Annotated in this window: 13 protein-coding genes and 1 pseudogene; 7 read left to right on the top strand and 7 right to left on the bottom strand. The window is 37.2% G+C overall.

What is annotated here, in order from left to right; genetic code table 11:
- The first annotated feature begins 246 nt into the window (after nucleotides 1–246).
- From dmsA to dmsD, 4 genes are all read left to right on the top strand, one after another.
- Nucleotides 247–2,685, top strand: coding sequence for a dimethylsulfoxide reductase subunit A (dmsA, locus tag JEP40_RS01760; protein WP_198622176.1), 2,439 nt, complete (start codon nucleotides 247–249; stop codon nucleotides 2,683–2,685).
- A gap of 11 nt (nucleotides 2,686–2,696) precedes the next feature.
- Entirely contained in the window at nucleotides 2,697–3,314 is a 618-nt protein-coding gene (locus tag JEP40_RS01755; protein WP_198622175.1) for a DMSO/selenate family reductase complex B subunit, read from the top strand.
- Between the two features lies 1 nt (nucleotide 3,315).
- Nucleotides 3,316–4,173: a DmsC/YnfH family molybdoenzyme membrane anchor subunit gene (locus tag JEP40_RS01750; protein WP_198622174.1), complete on the top strand. Its 858-nt coding sequence runs from the start codon at nucleotides 3,316–3,318 to the stop codon at nucleotides 4,171–4,173.
- A gap of 174 nt (nucleotides 4,174–4,347) precedes the next feature.
- On the top strand, nucleotides 4,348–4,959 hold the full coding sequence (gene dmsD / locus JEP40_RS01745) for a Tat proofreading chaperone DmsD (protein ID WP_198622173.1): 612 nt from the start codon (nucleotides 4,348–4,350) through the stop codon (nucleotides 4,957–4,959).
- Nucleotides 4,960–5,063: 104 nt separating this feature from the next.
- Here the strand turns inward: dmsD and JEP40_RS01740 are convergent, their stop codons facing one another.
- On the bottom strand, nucleotides 5,064–5,525 hold the full coding sequence (locus JEP40_RS01740) for a nucleoside deaminase (protein WP_198622172.1): 462 nt from the start codon (nucleotides 5,523–5,525) through the stop codon (nucleotides 5,064–5,066).
- A complete protein-coding gene (locus JEP40_RS01735) occupies nucleotides 5,525–6,211 on the bottom strand; it encodes an ankyrin repeat domain-containing protein (RefSeq protein WP_198622171.1) in 687 nt (228 codons plus the stop codon). Before JEP40_RS01735 ends, JEP40_RS01740 begins: the two co-directional genes overlap by 1 nt.
- A gap of 392 nt (nucleotides 6,212–6,603) precedes the next feature.
- Between JEP40_RS01735 and JEP40_RS01730 the strand changes: the two are divergent.
- Nucleotides 6,604–6,735: pseudogene (locus tag JEP40_RS01730) on the top strand (two-component system response regulator KdpE); the annotation flags it as partial.
- Nucleotides 6,736–6,777: 42 nt separating this feature from the next.
- Here the strand turns inward: JEP40_RS01730 and JEP40_RS01725 are convergent.
- The 5 genes from JEP40_RS01725 to JEP40_RS01705 form a co-directional block, all read right to left on the bottom strand.
- A complete protein-coding gene (locus JEP40_RS01725) occupies nucleotides 6,778–9,525 on the bottom strand; it encodes a phage tail protein (RefSeq protein ID WP_198622170.1) in 2,748 nt (915 codons plus the stop codon).
- Entirely contained in the window at nucleotides 9,512–9,901 is a 390-nt protein-coding gene (locus JEP40_RS01720) for a hypothetical protein (RefSeq protein WP_198622169.1), read from the bottom strand. The genes JEP40_RS01725 and JEP40_RS01720 overlap by 14 nt, the downstream gene beginning before the upstream one ends.
- 272 nt (nucleotides 9,902–10,173) lie before the next feature.
- Nucleotides 10,174–11,301: an ABC transporter permease gene (locus JEP40_RS01715; protein ID WP_198622168.1), complete on the bottom strand. Its 1,128-nt coding sequence runs from the start codon at nucleotides 11,299–11,301 to the stop codon at nucleotides 10,174–10,176.
- A complete protein-coding gene (gene rbbA / locus JEP40_RS01710) occupies nucleotides 11,302–14,058 on the bottom strand; it encodes a ribosome-associated ATPase/putative transporter RbbA (RefSeq protein ID WP_198622352.1) in 2,757 nt (918 codons plus the stop codon). It lies immediately after the preceding gene.
- Nucleotides 14,059–14,066: 8 nt separating this feature from the next.
- Entirely contained in the window at nucleotides 14,067–15,140 is a 1,074-nt protein-coding gene (locus JEP40_RS01705) for an HlyD family secretion protein (protein WP_198622167.1), read from the bottom strand.
- Between the two features lie 861 nt (nucleotides 15,141–16,001).
- Here JEP40_RS01705 and JEP40_RS01700 point away from each other — a divergent pair.
- Entirely contained in the window at nucleotides 16,002–17,036 is a 1,035-nt protein-coding gene (locus JEP40_RS01700) for an isoaspartyl peptidase/L-asparaginase family protein (RefSeq protein WP_198622166.1), read from the top strand.
- Between the two features lie 332 nt (nucleotides 17,037–17,368).
- Complete coding sequence (locus JEP40_RS01695) at nucleotides 17,369–18,361, top strand: tyrosine-type recombinase/integrase (protein WP_198622165.1); 993 nt, start codon at nucleotides 17,369–17,371, stop codon at nucleotides 18,359–18,361.
- The last annotated feature ends 89 nt before the right edge of the window (nucleotides 18,362–18,450 follow it).

Below are 18,450 nucleotides of genomic sequence, written 5' to 3'. Positions count from 1 at the left end.
ATTAAATTTAACTAATACAAAAACTTAAGTTAACCTTAAAAATTGGTAACGCTTGTAATAAATCACTTTTCTTTGATGTAAAGCAACTACAACTTTTAGAAAATACGTAGTATCCACATTAACAGTTGGGTTTTATTGCCTACGTTAAAGTGCTTATTTTTTAACAACAATAACAATAATTATTTCTTTATAAGCTTGTTAGCTTCTTTTTTTTCTTAAAAATATAAATAATCAAGTGAGTAATGTATGAAAAACATCAAAGAGATGGCGTTACTTTCCACTCCCTTATCTCGCCGTCGTTTTGTAAAAACAGGTGCTGCGGGTGGTTTAGCAATAACTGCTGGGGGATTATCTCTCCCCTTTAATCAAGCCATCGCCACCGAGACAAAACCGACAACGAACAGCGAAAAAGTGGTGTGGAGTGCCTGTACAGTAAACTGTGGTAGTCGATGCCCATTACGTATGCATGTTGTTGATGGTGAAATTAAATATGTAGAAACCGACAACACTGGTAATGATGTCTACGAAGAATTACACCAAGTTCGCGCCTGTTTACGTGGTCGCTCAATGCGTCGTCGTGTTTACAATCCTGACCGTTTACGCTACCCCATGAAACGAGTGGGTAAGCGTGGTGAAGGTAAATTTGAACGTATTTCATGGGATGAAGCCTTCGATACGATTTCAGATACCATGAAACGTTTGATTAAAGATTATGGTAATGAATCTATTTATTTAAACTACGGTACTGGAACATTAGGTGGCACCATGACGAAGTCTTGGCCACCGGGGGCGACATTAATTGCTCGTTTAATGAATTGTTGTGGTGGTTATCTTAATCACTACGGTGATTACAGTACGGCACAAATCGCAGCTGGATTAAATTACACCTATGGTGGCTGGGCGGATGGTAATAGTCCTTCAGATATTGAAAACACCAAACTGGTTGTGATGTTTGGTAATAATCCAGGTGAAACACGGATGAGTGGTGGCGGTGTCACCTATTATGTTGAGCAAGCCCGTGAGAAATCTGATGCGCGAATGATTATCATCGATCCGCGTTATACGGATACTGGTGCAGGCCGTGAAGATGAGTGGATCCCTATTCGTCCGGGAACTGATGCCGCATTAGTCAATGCATTAGCGTATGTCATGATCAAAGAAGACTTAGTTGATAAGCCTTTCCTAGATAAATATTGCGTAGGTTATGATGAAACCACTCTACCAGAAGGCGCGCCAAAAAATGGTCACTACAAAGCTTATATTTTAGGTGATGGCGCAGACGGCCAGCCTAAAACGCCAGAATGGGCAGCGCAAATTACAGGTATTCCCGCTTCTCGTATTGTGAAATTGGCTCGTGAAATTGCGATGGCAAAACCTGCTTATATCACTCAGGGTTGGGGACCACAGCGTCGTTCTAATGGTGAATTAGCCTCTCGTGCGATTGCAATGCTCTCTATTTTAACTGGTAATGTGGGTATTAACGGCGGTAATACTGGTGCTCGCGAAGGCTCTTACAGCATTCCTTTTGTTCGTATGCCTACCTTCACTAACCCTGTCACCACCAGCATTTCTATGTTTATGTGGACGGATGCAATCTTACGTGGTCCAGAAATGACGGCAACACGTGATGGTATTCGTGGTAAAGATAAACTGGATGTGCCTATCAAAATGGTTTGGAACTACGCAGGTAACTGTTTAGTTAACCAACATTCTGAAATCAATCGTACTCATGACATTCTGCAGGACGATAAAAAATGCGAAATGATTGTGGTGATCGATAACCATATGACAGCATCTGCTAAATATGCCGATATTCTACTTCCTGATTGTACTGCATCAGAGCAAATGGATTTCTGTATGGATGCATCGGCGGGTAATATGGCGTATGTAATTTTTGCTGATCAAGCAATTAAACCTCGCTTTGAAAGCCGTAATATCTATGAAATGACCAGCGAAATTGCAAAACGCATGGGGGTTGGTGAAAAATTCACTGAAAACAGAACTCAAGAAGAGTGGTTACGTCACCTTTACGAACAATCTCGTCAAAACTTACCTGAACTTCCAACTTTTGAAGAGTTCCGTACTCAAGGGATCTTCAAAAAACGCGACCCTGAAGGCCATCATGTTGCTTATCGCCAATTCCGAGAAGATCCTGAAAACAACCCATTAACGACACCATCAGGTAAAATTGAGATTTATTCTTCTCAACTTGCTGACATTAAAGCGACATGGGAACTGGCATCTGACGATGTCATTGATCCACTGCCGATTTATTCTGCTGGTTTTGAAAGCTATGGTGATCCGGCAATGGAAAAATATCCATTACAAATGACGGGGTTCCACTATAAATCACGTACTCACTCAACTTATGGCAACGTAGATGTTTTAAAAGCTGCATGTCCACAAGAAATATGGATAAACCCTGTTGATGCATCAAAACGAGGCATTAAACACGGTGATTTAGTGCGTATTTATAACGATCGTGGTGAAGTTAGGATCAACGCAAAAGTGACACCTCGTATTTTACCCGGTGTAGTCGGTTTAAGTGAAGGTGCTTGGTATAACCCAGATAGTAACCGCATTGATCACGCAGGTAGCATTAACGTGTTAACGACACAACGCCCTTCGCCACTTGCCAAGGGTAATCCTTCTCACAGTAATCTTGTTGAAGTCGTCAAGGCGTAAGGAGTCTGGTTATGTCAACGCAATATGGTTTTTACATTGATTCAAGTCGTTGCACCGGCTGCAAAACCTGTGAACTGGCGTGCAAGGATTTTAAAAATTTATCCCCTGATGTCAATTTCCGCCGTATCTATGAATATGCTGGTGGCGATTGGACTGAACAAGACGGCGTTTATACACAAAATGTTTTTGCCTATTACTTATCCATTTCATGTAACCACTGTGACGATCCTGCTTGTGCAAAAGTTTGCCCAAGTGGTGCAATGCATAAACGTGAAGATGGCTTTGTTGTCGTTAATGAAGATATTTGTATAGGTTGCCGCTATTGTCACATGGCATGTCCTTATGGCGCACCGCAATTTGATGAAGTCAAAGGTCATATGACCAAATGTGACGGTTGCTATGAGCGTGTAGCTGAAGGCAAAAAACCGATTTGTGTTGAGTCTTGCCCACTACGTGCATTAGATATGGCACCGATTGAAGAATTACGCGCTAAATACGGTGATTTAGCTGAAATCGCCCCACTTCCTTCAGCAAAATACACCAAGCCAAATATTGTCCTTAAATTAAATGCCAATAGCCGTCCTGTGGGTGATACCACTGGTCATCTGGCAAACCCAGAGGAGGTGTAAGATGGTGGGATTGCATGAATGGCCACTGATGTTCTTTACTGTTATCGGGCAAAGTGTTGCTGGCGCTTTTGTTATTATGGGATGCGCCATTCTTTCGGGTAAGCTTTCTCCCGAAATGAACAGAAAAGTACATTACAGCATGTTTGGTCTTTGGGCATTAATGGGAATCGGTTTCTTATTATCCATGATGCACATGGGAACCCCATTACGCGCATTTAACTCATTACTTCGTCTTGGTCACTCATCATTAAGTAATGAAATTGCCAGTGGTTCGATTTTCTTTGCCTTGGGAGGTATTTACTGGTTATTGGCTGTACTTAATAAAATGCCTGCTGCATTAGGTAAATTATGGGTCGCGCTGGTTATGGTATTAGCCGCATTATTTATTACAGCAATATCTCACGTATACCAAATTGATACCGTTCCAACGTGGTATACCAGCTACACTACATTTAATTTTGTGCTAACCGCCTTTATCGGTGGCCCTATTTTAGCAGCTCTTTTGTTGCGTATTGCAGGTTTTAACCTCAATTGCATCAGCACATTACCATTATTAAGTGTTATCGCGATTGTTGTAAGCGCTATTGTGGCAACATCACAAGGCTTTGAATTAGGTTCTATTCAAACCTCTGTACAAAAAGCTGTGGATTTAGTGCCTAACTATGGTGCTTTAATGGGAACTAAATTAGTAGCTTTAGTTTTAGGCTTAAGTTGCTGGATTGCACCACTTCTGCGTAAAAATAACCCTTCTGTTGCTTTATTAGCGTTGGGCTTTATTTTAGTGTTTGCCGGTGAGTTTATCGGACGCGGTGTTTTCTATGGTTTACATATGACGGTCGGTATGGCGGTCGTTGGTTAATTAAAAGCGCTGCCTTTAAACCGCTGTAATAGCCAAAAAGCCCACGCTTTTTATCTGTTATGGCGGTTTTCCTTTTATAATGCGGTATCACTCTTTTTTAATCTTCGTCATTATGTTTAGATAGAAAATCGCATATAGTAAAGACAATAAATCTAAGCGGATTATAAAAATATTATGGAACAACAACTTATTACTGACATTTCTCTCACCGCCCGTATTTTAGGTGCGGCGTTTTATTATGCACCCACAGAAAAAAGTGACATTGTCGAACTACTGTCGAGTCAAAAGTGGATTGAAGAATGGCCTTATGGCAGTGCGGAAGAAAAACAACGTATTGCAAGCCTACTTTCACAAACTTCATTAAATGAAGAAACTTTAGCACAAGCGTATCAGCGTTTATTTGTCGGCCCTTACGCACTTCCAGCGCCGCCTTGGGGCTCGGTCTATCTTGATCATGAAAATGTATTATTTGGCAATTCAACATTAGATTTACGTGAATGGATGCTAGAAAATGGCATTGATATTGCGTTAACTCAAAATGAGCCTGAAGATCACTTTGGTTTAATGGTAATGATGGTGGCATGGATTGCAGAAACTCGCCCTGAAAAACTCAATGAGCTATTAGCAGAACACCTTCTGCCGTGGGCTTATCGTTATTTAGAGAAGTTATCTTTGCAAGGGGCATTCCCTTATTACGAAGGTTTAGCCATGTTGGCGACATTAACGCTCAAAAGTTGGCAGTCGCAGTTAAATGTTATCCCCGCTGAAAAACAATTGTTTTGTTGATTAATAATAAATAGTAAAAATAAAAAGTCCTAAAAGTATCTAATTTTTTGCAGTTACTTTAGTTCTCTCTTTTAGGACTTTTATTTATAGAAAAATTGACTTCGTTAAGATTGCTTTGACCAATATTGATAAAGCTCGGGTTGCATTTCATCTTCAGTTTTTATCTGTACAAATTGAAGGCCTTCTTGTTGTTCTGGTAACTTTCTTAATACCTTGGCAATACTGGCTGTCGATAGTCCGTATGGCTCTGCATCCTCATTAGAATAGGCATAAAAAATTTTAGAAATTCCCGCCATACGCATTGCGGCAAGACACATTGGGCAAGGTTGCCCACTGGCATAAACGACACAATCATCTAATTTTGTTCGCCCTAATACTTTACCTGCTTCCCGTAATGCTAATAATTCAGCATGGGCTGTGGGATCATTCGTCGTTATTATTTGATTAACGGCACTTGCAATCACTTGACCATTATTCACAATGACCGCGCCAAATGGCCTTCCACCTGCTTTCACATTATCCATTGCAAGCGATATGGCTTGTTGTATAAATTGATTATCTGACATTATTTTGCCCCCGCTTGTTCAAGTATATTAACAATGTTTGTATAGCCTTTATCTTTAGCTAAGGTTAAAGGTGTATGGCCAGAGCCATCGGTAAGGTTAACATTAGCTCCACCTTCAATAAGTAAAGTCACAATCTCTTCATATTTTTGACTACCATCACCTAAAATAATTGCTTCGATTAAAGCCGTCCAGCCTAAACGATTAATATGATCAACATCTACACCAGCATCAATCAATGTTTTTACTGTTTTTACATGGCCTCGCTCAGAAGCAGGAATTAATGCTGTTCCACCGTAACGATTAACACTTTTAAGCGAGGCGCCATGCGATAACGTTAATTCTAAGATCTCCTGTAACCCTCTTGCACCCGCATAAAGATACGGTGAATCATGAATAGCATCACGGGCATTAACATCTGCACCATGCTCAATCAGATATTTTGCAACCTCAATTTGGTTGGCATGTGTGGCCGCCATTAGCGGTGTGCGTAACTTTAGATCACGTTGTTCAATATTTGCACCTTGTTCTATCTGACGTTTTAATTCAGATAAATTTCCCTCTTGCGCCAGTGTAACTAGGTATGCCTTATCAGAATTTGCCATCGCTTTAACCATGCAGATAGATGAAATGATTAATAAGCTTAAGAAGTATAAAAACCATTTGGTCTTTAGATAGAGAGTATTCATTCAATATCCCCTAGAGAGTGCTAATTTCTATTCACTTAATTTAAACCTAACTTAGATCTAACAAAGGCATGACATTATTTCAACCAATCAAGGAGTCAATGAATCACCTATCAGCCATTTTTATACTTTTTTTACACCACCCATCCCTTTTTTATCAACATCTTTACAGCCCATTAAGTACGCTCACTAATCTAAATAGTAAAAGGATTGTTCTGATGCTGATATTCGGTGCTGTGACATTGTTTTTTTGATTACACTATTTGTAATGAGAAAAATACTTGGGGGATTATTTGGCTCGCCTGATTGAAGGTGATTTGCCTCATTGGGTTATTCAAACTGAATCATGTTATTTGGCGTTGCTGTGGTTTTAAAACCTATTACATGTTTGAAGGCCTAATTTTGTTGAACATAGCCATTATTTACGCATTTATATGGGCCATCTGCGTCAAAAATTAGAAGCCGATCCCACATATTCTGTACACTTAATAACAGAAACGGGGATCAGTTATCGATTTATGCCTTAACTGAGGCTACTTGAGGATGGGTAAAGTTAATCTATTAATTAATCAGCTTTCTTGTTTATACAATATATACATACCTAATCCTCGCAATATCTCACCTGACCAAAAACCATAAAACATACCATTATCGCTTCCAACTCTTACTGCTGGGGACCAACTGCCATTCATGGGGCTTGTTGGAGACACAACCTTATAATGTTCAATAAGTTCAGTAACCGATTTTTCAATAATCCAATCTAATTTACTGTTTTCACACCCAGACATTGCTGCGAAACAAAGGCCACATAGCCACAACCCAGTCATATGACCGACAAAATTTCGATTTTCTGGTGGTGGAAAATCTGCAGGAAATTCACAAGGAAATCCACCGACTTTTTCAAAGAAATGAATAAGATAATCAACCCAATTATTTGTAAATTGAATAAGGTTTTCAGGAATGCTTTTCTGACATAAAACTAATTCATACCATGCTCTAGCGGCTGAGGCAAAAGCCCGAGGTTGATAGCCTGCCCAAGCATCACTCCCCCAATGATTAAAAATAAAGGTATCGGCCTCACCATATTCAACGTTATCCCAGCGATCCCAAACATAGGCCATAGCAACAGGCCCTTTTACCTTAAACTTATCTTCATAAGCCTTTTGGGCATCAAACAGAAACTGACACATATTTTCTAAATGAGTTTGTGAATTTTCTTCATGGATATAAATAAAAGGATGTTGATAGCCAGGATAAGGTAATCCACGCCATGAATCGAATTGAGAGGAATCTTTTGTAGAATTATTGGAAAAAGGAATAATGCCGGGGGTATAAGCGAGTCTATTGAGATCATTATAACTAATATCACAATCACCAATAAGCCCTTCAAAACTATCATCACCTGATAAGGTTATTGAAAATTTATGCGTCCAACCATCAAGATCATTAAAATGAATGGGGATATCGTTAAAGCAATACCAAACAAGTTCTGAGCTATTCTCTTTTTCAAATTCATTTATAGCAAGAGTAACGCTAGATACCGCTTGTAATTTTGGATATTTGGGCTTAATTTCGCTATCAGAGTAATAAGGTTGATAAGTCGTTAATGCAAGAGTTTCAGGCGTTAGCTGAATGGTGGACCACTTACCTCCTGTTATAGGTAGTATCCAATGCCAACGCCAAGATTCAGCATCATAAATAATAATCTCCCATTTACTTCTAGCCAATTTATACGTAAATGATGTCGGAACCGCCTTTTCTTCTTTTGTTAGCCAAAAACCCACCATCATTTTACTATTATTTTTAAGTTCCACGTGTTGTACAACGGCTGAACGGCCATCAATAACATTATCCTCAAACTCAAATAAAGTTTTGATATCTTCACCAAGTTCAACATACCCTACATCATTAACAGTAAGATATTCAATCTCTTCATTTTTTTGAATAAACGAACTCATACTGAGTTCATATTTTATTACGTTACTATTCGTAGAAGTATGAGGAAGTGGTAAAAACCAATTTTTCACAATATTACTGCTTTTTTGTGGAATAATGCCCATATTAATTCTAACGTTTAATGGCGCTTTATTTTTATCTACTCCCCCTACATTAATGGTTATTTTAGAGTTCTTATCAATTTTTTTTGAAATACTTTGTTGCTCTAAAGTCACCGTAGCATTTCCATCCGTTTTTATTCTAATAAACCCCTCTTTATCCCTATCAAGAGAAATATGGCGATTTTTGGGATAATGATATTCATAGGAGATCCCATCAGTAAACGGGCTTAATTCGGTAGTAGATTGTCTGAAGAACTTATCGTTAGAATCAATATTTGCATATCTCATGCACATTAATGCGCTATTTCGCCAAGCTAACCAATAACGGCGTTCATTCGTTATTTTCCATAATGTATAACTTGCCTCTAAAAACCACTCTTCTGCATCAGCAGCATTTCCATAGTTTCGTTTATCGATAATAGGGATATTAAGAGGCCTATTATGCCATGCCATATTTCGTTTTATCAGAAAGCCACCTTTCTCTACAGGTTGAATATTTGCATGACACAATTTCCATAATCCATTAATTGGCGATGCCATTTTTACATAGCCTTTGGGTTCAATCGCATTTTTTTCTAATACATTACCTTGCTTATCAATTTTTCGTCCGTATAAATCAATCAACCATGCTAATTCAACAGATTCACCCTTTTTACTCCAATTAATACTGCCATCATTATTAAGTCCGACAACTCTGGCATTTATATTTGAATAAGATAATACGCCACGATAGGCTTGTGTCACTATATCAAGGTATTCTCCCCAATAAGACGCACCATGAGGTATTTGACATATACCATCAACAAACATAATTTCGGTATCAACAAATCCTGAATTAGTAGGTTCATCAAAGTTAATTGGCCAATTAGATAACGTGGGCTCTTTACCATTAATAATCCATTGGCTTAACCATCGATTATGAGGAGGATCGGGGATTGCTTGATCTTGATAGAAATATTTAATATAGGCATCAAAGCACCAAATTGCTTTATCTAACCAATATTTATCTTTTGTTGCCTTATATACATAAAGATAACCCAATATTTGTAAGGATTGACCTTCCGTTGTTGCATCTCCATTAGGCTGTGATTCTAAACGTGTATATCCTATTGTATGTCTATTATTTGATAAAACACCATCAAGGTTAAAGACAAAATGTTGTTTACTTCTATCCATTGTTAAACCGGTATTATTGTCTAAGAATCGTTGATGCCCAAATAACAAATTATAGACAGACATTAAATTATCATTCTGATACATGCATACCTCCACCAATAAATCGCCCCAACCACTTCCCATTAAGTGCAATAAACTGGATCATATCAATAGCATCTTTATTCCATGATAATAGAGGCTTACGGCCTAAGGGCCATAATACATCATCAACAAAAGCTACTTGATTTGCACCTGAGCCTTGAGTGATATGAAGTAAAATTTGAGAGCCTGATGTCACTGTGGGAAGTTGAATAAATGTCATCGGTTCATTAAGCGTTGTGGTATACCAAGCATTTATAGAGTAAGGTAAATATAATTTATCTCTAATTGGTTTAATATCCATTATATCTATACCAATTTGTTCTTCTTTATTAAATTTACTTTCTCTTGTTGCTATTTTAAATATTCTTGTTACTTTCATAAGATCAACCTTAATTTAAATACTTTCAAAATACTCGATAAAAAATACATTAATTTCATTGTTCTGATCGTAGACAAGGTTATTTACTAATGAGTTTTACTTAATGCCTTACCATAAATATATTATTTACCCTTGCAAATATTATTTATTATAATCTAACAATTAAGTAAAAATACCAAGAAGAGATATTTTAATTAATAAAAAACCTATTCCCTTCTATATTTAATAATAGAAGAAAATAGGTTAACTTATCGATTAATATTTAAATTTTATTAGGCCATAGCCGAAATGGTTTTTCTAAAACGTAACAAAGCCAATAAGAAAAATACAGAGCCAATAATAATTAAGACAATAAATTGAGGCCACACAATTGAGAAATCAGCACCACGATATAAAATGGCTTGAGCTAAACTCACGAAGTGTGTCGTTGGCATTGTTTGCATTACATCTTGTACAAACTGAGGCATACTTTCTCGTGATGTCATACCACCAGATAACATATTTAATGGTAGTAAGACCATAATCATCAACAAACCAAATTGTGGCATTGAACGCGCCATTGTACCTAAGAAAATACCAATGGAGGTTGTCGCAAATAAGCTTAAAGCAACACCACACATAAACAGTAAAACCGAGCCTTCAATAGGTACATTAAGCAAGGTTTTTACCACTAAGACTAACGACATTACCGATGCCAATAGTACAACCAAACCCATTGACCATATCTTAGAAAGCATAATTTCAAAGGGAGTTACAGGCATAACCAGTAAATGCTCAATGGTTCCGTGCTCTCGCTCTCTTATTAATGCGGCTCCTGTTAATACTATTGATAACATAGTGATATTATTGATAATTGCCATCACAGAACCAAACCAAGATTGTGTTAGGTTAGGGTTAAAGCTCATTCTTACTTCTAAATCAACAGGTAATGGATCGTTAGTTCTGTTTTTGGCTAAAAAGGTTTTCGCCTCTCCCATTACAATATTTTGTATATAACTATTACCTAAAAAAGCTTGGCTCATTCGTGTCGCATCGATATTAACTTGTATTTCCGGTTTACGACCTGCTAAAAGATCGCTCTGAAAATTAGGTGGGATATCTAATGCAAACGTATAAGTACCTCTATCTAATAGACCATCTATTTGCTCAGGAGTGATATCTGCTGGTGGCAAAAAATAAGGCATATAAAAACTATTTACAATACGTGCAGATAATTGTGATTTATCCTGATCAGCAACTGCAATAGGCGCATGATGTAATGAACCCGGTGTTACCGTTGCTGATGAGTAAATCGATACGGTAAAAGCAAATACAATTAATGCCAGCATTGCCTTATCACGCGAGAGACTTCGTAGCTCTTTTATACCTAAGTTAAATACATTTTGCATTGTGTGCCACATTTAAGCCTCCTGCTTTTTCAAGAAAAAGACACTTAGCCCAACTACAATAGGGATGGTAATAAGCAAAGGAATAAAAGACCAAGGTAAATCAAAGAGATTTAATCCTTTAGAAAAAGTCCCTCTTGCGATAGTTAAAAAATGAGAAGTCGGATAAATATGCCCTATCCATTTACCAATACCTTCGAGTGATGAAACAGGATCAATAATTCCTGAAAATTGTGTCGCTGGAATTAAGGTAATAATTGAAGTACCAAAAATAGCGGCAATCTGGCTTTTCATGAAGCAAGAAATTAATAACCCCATTCCTGTTGCGATCGTAATATAGAGCAATGCCCCTAAAGAGAGCGTAAGCATACTGCCTTTAAAACTGACGCCAAATACAAAGACCGAAAGCGCACAGAGCATAAAAAAGTTAAACATTCCCAATAAGATATAAGGAAATTGTTTACCTAATAAAAACTCAGCTTTGGTAACAGGTGTAACATAAAGATTAATAATAGAACCCAGCTCTTTTTCACGTACCACACTCAATGCACTTAACATTGCAGGGATCATCATTAATAAAAGTGGAATAACAGCAGGTACAATAGCAGGTAAGCTTTTTACATCAGGATTATAACGATAACGTGTTTCGATATTAATCGGTGATAATTTATCAACCACGTTTGTTGGTTGACGCATTGCCATATCAAGCATCCATGTTAAGTGCATTGCCTGAATATAACCCCGTACTGTTTCAGCTCGATTTGGCATCGCGCCATCTATCCAAACTCCTATTTTTACAGTATTTCCCTTTGCAACATCACGAGCAAAATTAGGCGGAATTTCAATTGCAACCGTGATATCACCACTACGAAGTCGACGTTCAAGCTGGTCATAATCAGTGATTGGTGCTTTTTCAATAAAATACCGAGAGCCTGACAGGTTTTGGCTATATGCTTGACTTAAACCCGTTTGGTCTCTATCCATAATACCAAAGCGTAAGTTTTCAACATCCATGCTAATCCCATATCCCATAATAAACATCAGGATCACCGTTCCTAATAACGCCAATGTTAGACGTACAGGATCACGGCGCAGCTCCATACCTTCACGAATACTATAGCTAAATAAACGTCGTAGACTAAACCGTTGCTTTAATGCTTTTTCTGCACTTTCATCACTAGATGCAGGAAGTTGCAAGCTTTTTTCATCAAGTTCAGGTGTTTCTTGTTCGCCTGATGCTTTTTTAAGGTAATCAATAAAGACTTCTTCAAGTGTATCAAATTGGCTATTTTTAACTAAATTTGCAGGTGTATCTGTCACTAATACTTTACCTGCATGCATAAGTGACATTCGGTCACAACGCGCTGCTTCATTCATAAAGTGAGTTGAGATAAAAATAGTGACACCGTCACGTCTAGATAGATCAACCATCAAGTTCCAGAACATATCTCGCGCAATGGGGTCAACTCCTGAAGTGGGTTCATCCAGTATCAACATTTCAGGTTTATGGATAACAGCGACAGCAAGCGACAAACGTTGACGAATACCTAATGGCAAACCATCGGGCATTATTTCTTCTACGTCAGTTAAATTAAAACGCTCACTCATGTCCTTAACACGCTGAGGAATTTCCTCTTCTGGAATATGAAAAAGTTTGGCATGTAATTCTAGATTTTGTCGTACCGTTAATTCACTATAAAGTGAAAAGGCTTGTGACATATACCCCACTCGACGACGAGTTTCGATATCTTTAGGATCAACTTCTTGACCAAATAACCAAGCTCGCCCTTCACTGGCTTCTAACAATCCCGTTAGCATTTTCATTGTGGTTGATTTACCACAACCATTTGATCCCAAGAAACCAAAAATTTCGCCTTTAGGAATACGGAAGCTCACATGATCAACCGCAACAAATTGACCAAAACGCATGGTTAAATCTTTAGCTTCAATAGCAATCACATCATCGTCGCTTTTATCTCTTGGAGGAATAATAACTTTTTGATGATTCTTTTTCTTTTCTTCAGGTAATAATTCGATAAAAGCAGCTTCTAATTCATCCGTATGAGTTTGTGCTTTTAACTCATTGGCATGACCCGTTGCTAAAATTTTTCCAGCATCCATAGCGACAAGCCAATCAAAGCGCTCAGCTTCTTCCATATAAGCAGTCGCAACTAACACGCTCATGTTTGTTTGGCGTTTACGTATACGATTAATTAACTCCCAAAATTGTGCACGAGATAAAGGGTCAACTCCCGTTGTCGGTTCATCCAGAATAAGTAATTCTGGATCATGAATTAATGCACAACATAAACCCAATTTTTGTTTCATCCCGCCTGAAAGTTTACCTGCGGGTCTGTCGCGAAACGGCGCTAACCCCGTACTTTCAAGTAAGTCATTTATACGTTCTGCTCGTTCTTGTTTTGATTGACCAAACAGGCGACCAAAAAAATCAACGTTTTCAAAAACAGAAAGTGTGTGATAAAGGTTTTTACCTAATCCTTGTGGCATATAAGCAATACGAGGACAAACAGCCCTTCGGTGTTGAACATCATTCATATCACCATTTAAAACGATTACTTGCCCTGTTTGAATTTCTCTGGCTCCCGAAATAAGAGAAATTAAGCTCGATTTACCTACACCGTCAGGGCCTATTAGGCCGACCATTTTTCCTGCTGGAATAGTCAATGTCACATCATCAAGTGCTTTGGTATCGCCATAATGTTGGGATACATGAGTCAATTCAATGATATGAGAATGACTTTGCGTTCTCATTATTTGACTCATTGTGGTAGTTTCACCTCTAAATCAGTTGGCCAAGATTGATTGTTATCTAGTCGAATATAAGCACGACCTGGTAATCCTGTTTTTACATATTCAAGATGTTTTTCAAGTAATTCAGGTGAAATTCTTGCCCTTACACGAAACATTAGTTTCAGTCTTTCATTATCCGTTTCAACGGTTTTAGGCGTAAATTGGGCAACACTAGCGACATAAGTCGTTTTTGCAGGAATAACAATATGAGGGGCTGCATCTAAAATAATATGAACGTCACTACCTAAAGCGGCTTGACCTGCAGCTTCAGTTGGTAAAAAGAAGGTCATATAAACATCACTTAGATCAACCATATTTAACACACGACCGCCAGCACCTAAAACTTCGCCAGGCTCAGCAACACGATATTGAACACGACCATTACGAGGGGCTTTTAAAATACTGTCATCTAATTCAGCCATGATGCGTCTTTCTGTTGCTGTTGCGGCATCTACTTTTGTTTTTGCTTGAATAATACCCGCTTTTGCCGATTCAATAGCCGCTACGGTTGCAGTTTCCTGTGCTTTGGCTGCTTCAACAGCTGCTCTTGCCCCTTCAGTTCTGGCAATATCATCATCTAATTGTTGAATAGAAATAGCATTGGTTTTCACTAGTGCACGAGAACGATTGAGTCTTTTTTGTGCTGCATCCAGTTCAGCAATACGTTGACGAACCACCGCTTGAGCGGCAAGCTGTTCGCTGTTACGTTGTGATAATGCCGATTGAGCAGTAACAACACTGCTTTTGGCTTGATTTAATTGTGCTTGAACTTCATGAAGTTGTTCTTTAAGTGTACGAGTATCCATGTTGGCTAAAACTTCACCCGCTTTAACAAAATCACCTTCTTGAACTAAAATAGAGTCTATTCTTCCTGGACTTTTTGTTGATATATCAATTTCTGTTGCTTCTATTCTCCCATTACTTTGAGCAAATCCAGAAGGAAGTGTCGGTGCTTGAGATTTCCACCAAAAAACACCGGCCGCAATTATCGCGATAAGAATAATACCGTAAACAAAAAAACGACTCTTTTTTTGATTTTTCATATAAATTATTTAACCTTCCTTTAGCCATAAAATAATACCCAAAATGTGTTTATCTGCTGTATGTCAGAAAATAGTTAAATAGTTAAAACTGATTAATTTTTTATTTTATCTATATTTAAAAATAGTTCATTTGCATTAATAAAGCTAACTCATACCTAATAAAAAAATAAAATATTAAAAGCTAACCTTATGAATTATAAATATTATGTCATTATAATAGAGCCTTAACTTAAATTAATGTAGTACTTTTATCACAGAATCCATCATCCCTTTTTGATTGTTCGAGGAAGCACACAATTTGTATATAAAAAACACCTTTTTATTACATTCAAATACAAACGAAATAATAACAATTGGTTATCAAGTGTTTATCAAAATAAAAACGACATTCGTATTTTTATTTTCTTTTAGAAAATAATTAATTATCAGTTAACTTCAATATAACCCTCAGTGGCAATAGGTTGTATTTATTATATAAATTAATTAAAACCAGCTTTTAGCCACTATTTTAAATAAATAGAAATAATCAGTAAAAATAGCATTGTTATTTTTAAAGTTTAAATTAGATTTATTATCACTATATTTAATAGATTACTTTTGATATAAAAGCAATATCTAAATAACATAACCAATTGAATATATTGTAAAATAAATCCTAAAAAAATCACTCTATGACAGAGATCGACAAATCAAAAATAAATCCAAGTGTTCAGACCACTTATGCTTTAAAATTTTTATATAGTGATTATTGCAGTTAGTTATTACACCCAATTTATGTAATTAATTAGAACTTAGAAACACAGCGGTAAGAAAATATATGAAAATATCAAATTAATTTTAATCTAAAATAAGAAGGGTTATATGAATAATATTAAGTATAAACTCGCCACAATGACACTCTGCACTCTGTTTGCCACCTCTGTTTTTGCTAATAATCAATCCCCTATTCGTCTTGTTATTCATGGGGGTGCAGGCACAATTACTAAAGGTACGATCACCCCTGAACAAGAAAAAGAATATAAAGAAAAACTGACTGAAGCATTAAATGCGGGATATACAGTATTAAATAGCGGAGGTACTAGTATAGAAGCAGTTCAAAAATCTATTAACGTAATGGAAGATTCCCCTCTCTTTAATGCTGGAAAAGGTGCTGTTTTTACACATGACGGACGCAATGAACTTGATGCTTCTATTATGGATGGAAAAACGCGCAATGCCGGCGCTGTTGCTGGAGTCACTACAGTTAAAAATCCTATAAATGCCGCTATTGCGGTAATGGAAAAAAGCCCTCATGTTTTAATGGTATCAAATGGTGCAGATCTTTTTGCTAAAGAACAAGGACTAACAATTGTAGACCCTTCTTATTTCCGTACTGAATATCGCTGGCAACAACTTCAAAAAGCGATAGAAAAAGAACAGGTCGTTTTAGATCACGATGGAAAAACAGCTGCACTTTTTATTGATCCAATGATGTACGATTATAAATATGGCACAGTAGGTGCCGTTGCACTTGATCAACATGGTAATTTAGCCGCAGGAACTTCAACTGGCGGAATGACTAATAAACGTTATGGCCGAGTGGGCGACTCCCCTATTATTGGTGCTGGAAACTATGCCGATAATGAAACAGTTGCTGTATCCGCAACGGGTTCTGGTGAAATGTTTATCCGCACATTAACTGCCTTTAATATTGCTGCCCAAGTTAAATATCAAAATTTACCTTTAGAAAAAGCGGCACAGAATGCACTTGATGAAGTTAAAGCTATTAATGGAAGTGGTGGTGTTATCGTATTAGATAAATCAGGCAACTATACGATGAGTTTTAATTCTGAAGGTATGTATCGTGGCACAATTGGTAATGATGGAAAACCGGTTGTTGCTATCTATAAAGAGTAAATTTAAATAGTCGTTTTTCTATTTCGTACCCAATTTCTCCCTTGTTTTTAAACAGAGAAAAAGTGAAGATCTTGGGTACGATACCTTATCTAATCCCCTGTTACTCGTAATATTTCCTATCTTTTTTTGAAATAAATTTATTTTTAATTTTAGCGCTAACTCAACTCGGTTGCTATTCATACAAACCATGTTCAATTAACACACTGATTGATGGTAAAACAAACACGATCTGCTCTACTTATTAAAATGATCCTTTGAAAAAGTAGCTTTTTTCTTTTTTGGATCTGTTAGAATATTCATCATGGTTATGTTGATTTAATAAGGAAATCACAGTGAAATTTCACCACGACGATCAGGATTTAACACCTGAAACATCGCTAGTGCTGTCTGAAAAACAAGCATTATTGGATCTGAATACAACATTCACCTCACCATCCCACACGGATCCAGCAATGGCTTATTTAATGAGTTTGGGATCGAAACGTAGTCGTCAAACGATGGGATCATTTTTAACTATTGTTGCCAAAATGATTGGTTTTACTTCTCTTAAAAATTGCCAATGGGGTGCACTTCGTCGTCATCATATCCAAGCTATTATTGATATGTTATCTAATGCCAACAAAGCCCCTGCCACAATCAATACTTATCTTGCTGCATTAAAAGGTGTTGCCTTAGAAGCATGGGCAATGAAACAGATGGATACTGAAAGTTATCAGCATATCCGCCAAGTTAAATCTGTCAGAGGAAGTCGATTACCTAAAGGTCGCGCATTAACAAGTCATGAAATTCGTGCTTTATTTAAAAGTTGTGAAAAAGACAACTCATCGAAAGGTTTAAGAGATGCGGCAATATTAAGTGTGCTATTGGGGTGCGGATTACGCCGTTCAGAAATAGTCGCTATTAATTACGAGCATATTCAATTTCGTGATCAAGCCTTTCTTGTCAGAGGTAAAGGTAATAAAGAAAGAATGTCTTATATGCCCGATGATACTTGGGATCGTGTTCAGTTATGGATTGATGAAATAAGAGGCACTCAAGATGGCCCTCTTTTCACTCGAATTCGTCGTTTTGACGATGTAACAACTGAACGAATAACAGACCAAGCTATTTACTATATTTTAGAAACTCGCCAGCAAGAAAGTGGCATTGATAAATTTGCGCCTCATGATCTCCGAAGAACTTTTGCTTCCGCAATGCTTGATAATGGCGAAGATATTGTGACTGTAAAAGATGCAATGGGCCATGCCAGTATAATGACAACTCAGCGTTATGACCGACGAGGAGATGATCGACTAAGAAAAGCAGCTCGCCATTTACGTTTTTAACGTTTTATTTTTTAATAACTTACTTTTGATAAAATCAAATAGAAATCCCAAATTATTAAACTGATTATAATTTGGGATTTATTATTACT

This window comes from Proteus vulgaris, assembly GCF_016239305.1.
In the GTDB taxonomy this organism is placed as follows: Bacteria; Pseudomonadota; Gammaproteobacteria; order Enterobacterales; family Enterobacteriaceae; genus Proteus; species Proteus vulgaris_C.
This window is presented reverse-complemented; position numbering and strand designations above follow the sequence as displayed.